The following is a 3,042-nucleotide window of genomic DNA, read 5'->3' on the forward strand; positions in this document are numbered from 1 at the left end:
GCGCACCAGATGAAAACGCCGCTGGCCGGCATGCGCATGCAATCCGAACTGGCGCTGCGGCAGACCAGCCAGCACGACATCCATCGCTCGCTGGAGCAGCTGGCGAAGAGCTCGGAATCGGCGACCCGGCTGGTGAATCAGCTGCTGTCGCTGGCGCGGGCGGAAAACCAGTCGCAGGAAAGCGCGCCGTTTGTCGAAGTCGACCTGTCCGAATTTGCCCGCGCCGTTGTGCAGGACTGGGTCGAGGCTTCATTCGGCCAGCGCATCGATTTCGGCTTCGAACAGGACGAGCAGCCGGTGCCGGTGCTGTGCAATCCGCTCATGCTGCGCGAGCTGCTGGGCAACCTGATCGACAATGCCTTGCATTACACGCCGGTCGAAGGCCGGGTTACAGTCCGCGTGCGCGGCGAGCGGGCGGAAAACTCTGCGGCGGGGATAGCGATACTGGAAGTCGAAGATACCGGTCCGGGCATCCCGCCGGCCGAACGCGACCACGTGTTCCAGCGCTTTTACCGCATCCTCGACAGCGGCCGCGGCGGCAGCGGCCTGGGACTGGCGATCGTGCGCGAAATCGCGCAGCAGCATGACGCCCAGGTAACCATTTCCTATAATCCGCGCAGCAGCGAACCGGAACTGCCAGGCAGCCTGTTCCGCGTCGCCTTCCGTTTGCTGGAAAAGCCTGCGCTCGATTTCAATTCGGATTTCCATTAACAACCACCAGACCAGACATCCCATGCTGAAACCCCGCCCGCACCATCCCGCCAGCCATTGGCAAAGCACCAGGCGACTGACGCTGGGCCTGCTGCTGGTCTGGTTCGCCCTGACGTTCGGCGTCATCTTCTTTGCACGTGAATTATCCAGCATGCGCTGGTTCGGCTGGCCGCTGTCGTTTTACATGGCGGCGCAGGGGCTGGCGCTGGCCTATCTGCTGATCGTCGCGGTATACACCTGGCAGATGCGGAGAATAGACCGGCGCCAGCAGGACCGCGAGCAGCAATGAAGGACAGCTCTTTTTTCTGGCGCCTGGTCCGCTACTACGCCTGGTATACCGGCGGCTTCATCCTGTTGCTGGTAGTGCTGGCGATCCTCGAAAAGGAAGGCTTGCCGCGCACCTGGATCGGCTACCTGTTCATGTTCGCCACCATCGTCCTGTATGCCGGCATCGGCATCATGAGCCGCACTTCCGATGTCTCCGAATATTACGTTGCGGGACGGCGGGTGCCCGGGCTGTTCAACGGCATGGCGACGGCTGCCGACTGGATTTCCGCGGCCACGTTCATCAGCCTGGCCGGTGGCCTTTACCTGCAGGGTTTCGACGGCCTGGCCTATATCATCGGCTGGACCGGCGGCTACTGCCTGGTGGCGCTGCTGATCGCGCCTTACCTGCGCAAGTTCGGCCAGTACACGATCCCGGATTTCCTGGCGGCGCGCTACCGCGGCCGCACCAGCAGCAATCCGGTCAGGGTGTTGGCGGTGGCCGCCACCGTGGTGATTTCCTTCATTTACGTGGTGGCGCAGATCTACGGCGTCGGCCTGATTACCTCGCGCTTCACCGGCGTCGATTTTTCGGTCGGGATTTTCCTCGGCCTGGCCAGCATCCTGGTCTGCTCTTTCCTCGGCGGCATGCGGGCGATTACCTGGACCCAGGTGGCGCAATACGTGATCATCCTGTTTGCCTACCTGATCCCGGTGATCTGGCTGTCGATGGAGCATACGCACAGTCCGGTGGCGCAGGTTTCCTACGGCTCGGTGCTGGCGCAGATCACCAATATCGAAAAAAAGCTCGACGTCGATCCGAAGGAAATCGAGGTGCGGGCGATCTTCAAGGCGAATGCGGATGACTACGACGCCCGCCTGCGCGACCTGCCGAAATCCTGGGAGCAGGGGCGGATTGAAGCGCAGCAGCATCTGGAACTGCTGAAACGCAACAACAGTTCCCTGATCGAGATCCGTGCCGCCAACCGCGCCTTGAACAGTTATCCGAAAACACCTGAAGAAGCCGAACGCAAATGGCAGCAGGACAAGGCCAGCAACCTGGCGCGCGCCGAGCCGCCGGTACCGCAGGCGACGCCGTTTCCCGGCGCCACCCCGGAGGCATCCGACATCAAGCGCAACAATTTCCTGGCCCTGGTGTTTTGCCTGATGATGGGTACGGCGTCCCTGCCTCACATCCTGATGCGCTACTACACCACGCCGTCGGTGCAGGAATCCCGCAAGTCGGTGTTCTGGACGCTGTTTTTCATCCTGCTGATCTATCTCACCGTGCCGGCGCTGGCGGTGCTGGTGAAATACTATATCTATACCTCGCTGGTCGGCTCCGACTATGCGCACCTGCCGGAATGGGTCTCGTACTGGGCCAATATCGACAAGAGCAATCCGCTGGTCAGCATTACCGATTTCAACCATGACGGCCTGGTGCAATTGTCAGAGATCACCCTGGACGGCGACATGATCATGCTGGCGACGCCGGAAATCGCCGGCCTGCCCTATTTCGTTTCCGGACTGGTGGCGGCGGGCGGACTGGCGGCGGCGTTGTCGACCGCGGACGGTTTGCTGCTGACCATTTCCAACGCCTTGTCGCACGATGTCTATTACAAGATGATCGACCCGCACGCTTCCACCGCCAAGCGTGTCACGGTATCGAAGCTGCTGTTGCTGGTGGTGGCGCTGCTGGCGGCGTATACCGCGTCCTTGAAACCGGGCGATATCCTATCGATGGTAGGCGCCGCGTTTTCGCTGGCGTCCTCGACCTTGTTCCCGGTGCTGGCGCTAGGCGTGTTCTGGAAACGCGGCAACCAGCAAGGGGCGATCGCCGCCATCGTGGTCGGCTTCGGCACTTGCATCTACTACATGCTGCACACCTATCCGGCGCTGGGCGGTTCGGCCAGCGGCCAGTGGTTCCACATCGCACCGATGGCGGCCGGCATCTTCGGCGTGCCGGCCGGCCTGCTGGCGCTGATCGTGGTCAGCCTGCTGACGCCGCCGCCCGATCCGCGCGCGGTGGCGCTGGTGCATCACGTGCGGGCGCCTTAGGACTGTTGA

General features: G+C 62.3%; 3 protein-coding genes. All 3 read left to right on the forward strand.

What is annotated here, in order from left to right:
- Window positions 1–711 (forward strand): HAMP domain-containing sensor histidine kinase (locus JWQ61_RS18365; protein WP_304361771.1); only part of this gene is annotated, 711 nt, incomplete at its 5' end.
- Between the two features lie 22 nt (window positions 712–733).
- A complete protein-coding gene (locus JWQ61_RS18370) occupies window positions 734–1,000 on the forward strand; it encodes a DUF4212 domain-containing protein (RefSeq protein WP_304361772.1) in 267 nt (88 codons plus the stop codon).
- Entirely contained in the window at window positions 997–3,033 is a 2,037-nt protein-coding gene (locus JWQ61_RS18375; RefSeq protein ID WP_304361773.1) for a sodium:solute symporter family protein, read from the forward strand. The genes JWQ61_RS18370 and JWQ61_RS18375 overlap by 4 nt, the downstream gene beginning before the upstream one ends.
- The last annotated feature ends 9 nt before the right edge of the window (window positions 3,034–3,042 follow it).

This window comes from Collimonas fungivorans, assembly GCF_028292705.1.
In the GTDB taxonomy this organism is placed as follows: Bacteria; Pseudomonadota; Gammaproteobacteria; order Burkholderiales; family Burkholderiaceae_D; genus Collimonas; species Collimonas fungivorans_B.

Bases quoted from the DNA above. Each gene is read 5' to 3' on its own strand.
- JWQ61_RS18370 (WP_304361772.1), top strand. From the start codon at position 734: ATGCTGAAACCCCGCCCGCACCATCCCGCCAGCCATTGGCAAAGCACC.
- JWQ61_RS18375 (WP_304361773.1), top strand. From the start codon at position 997: ATGAAGGACAGCTCTTTTTTCTGGCGCCTGGTCCGCTACTACGCCTGG.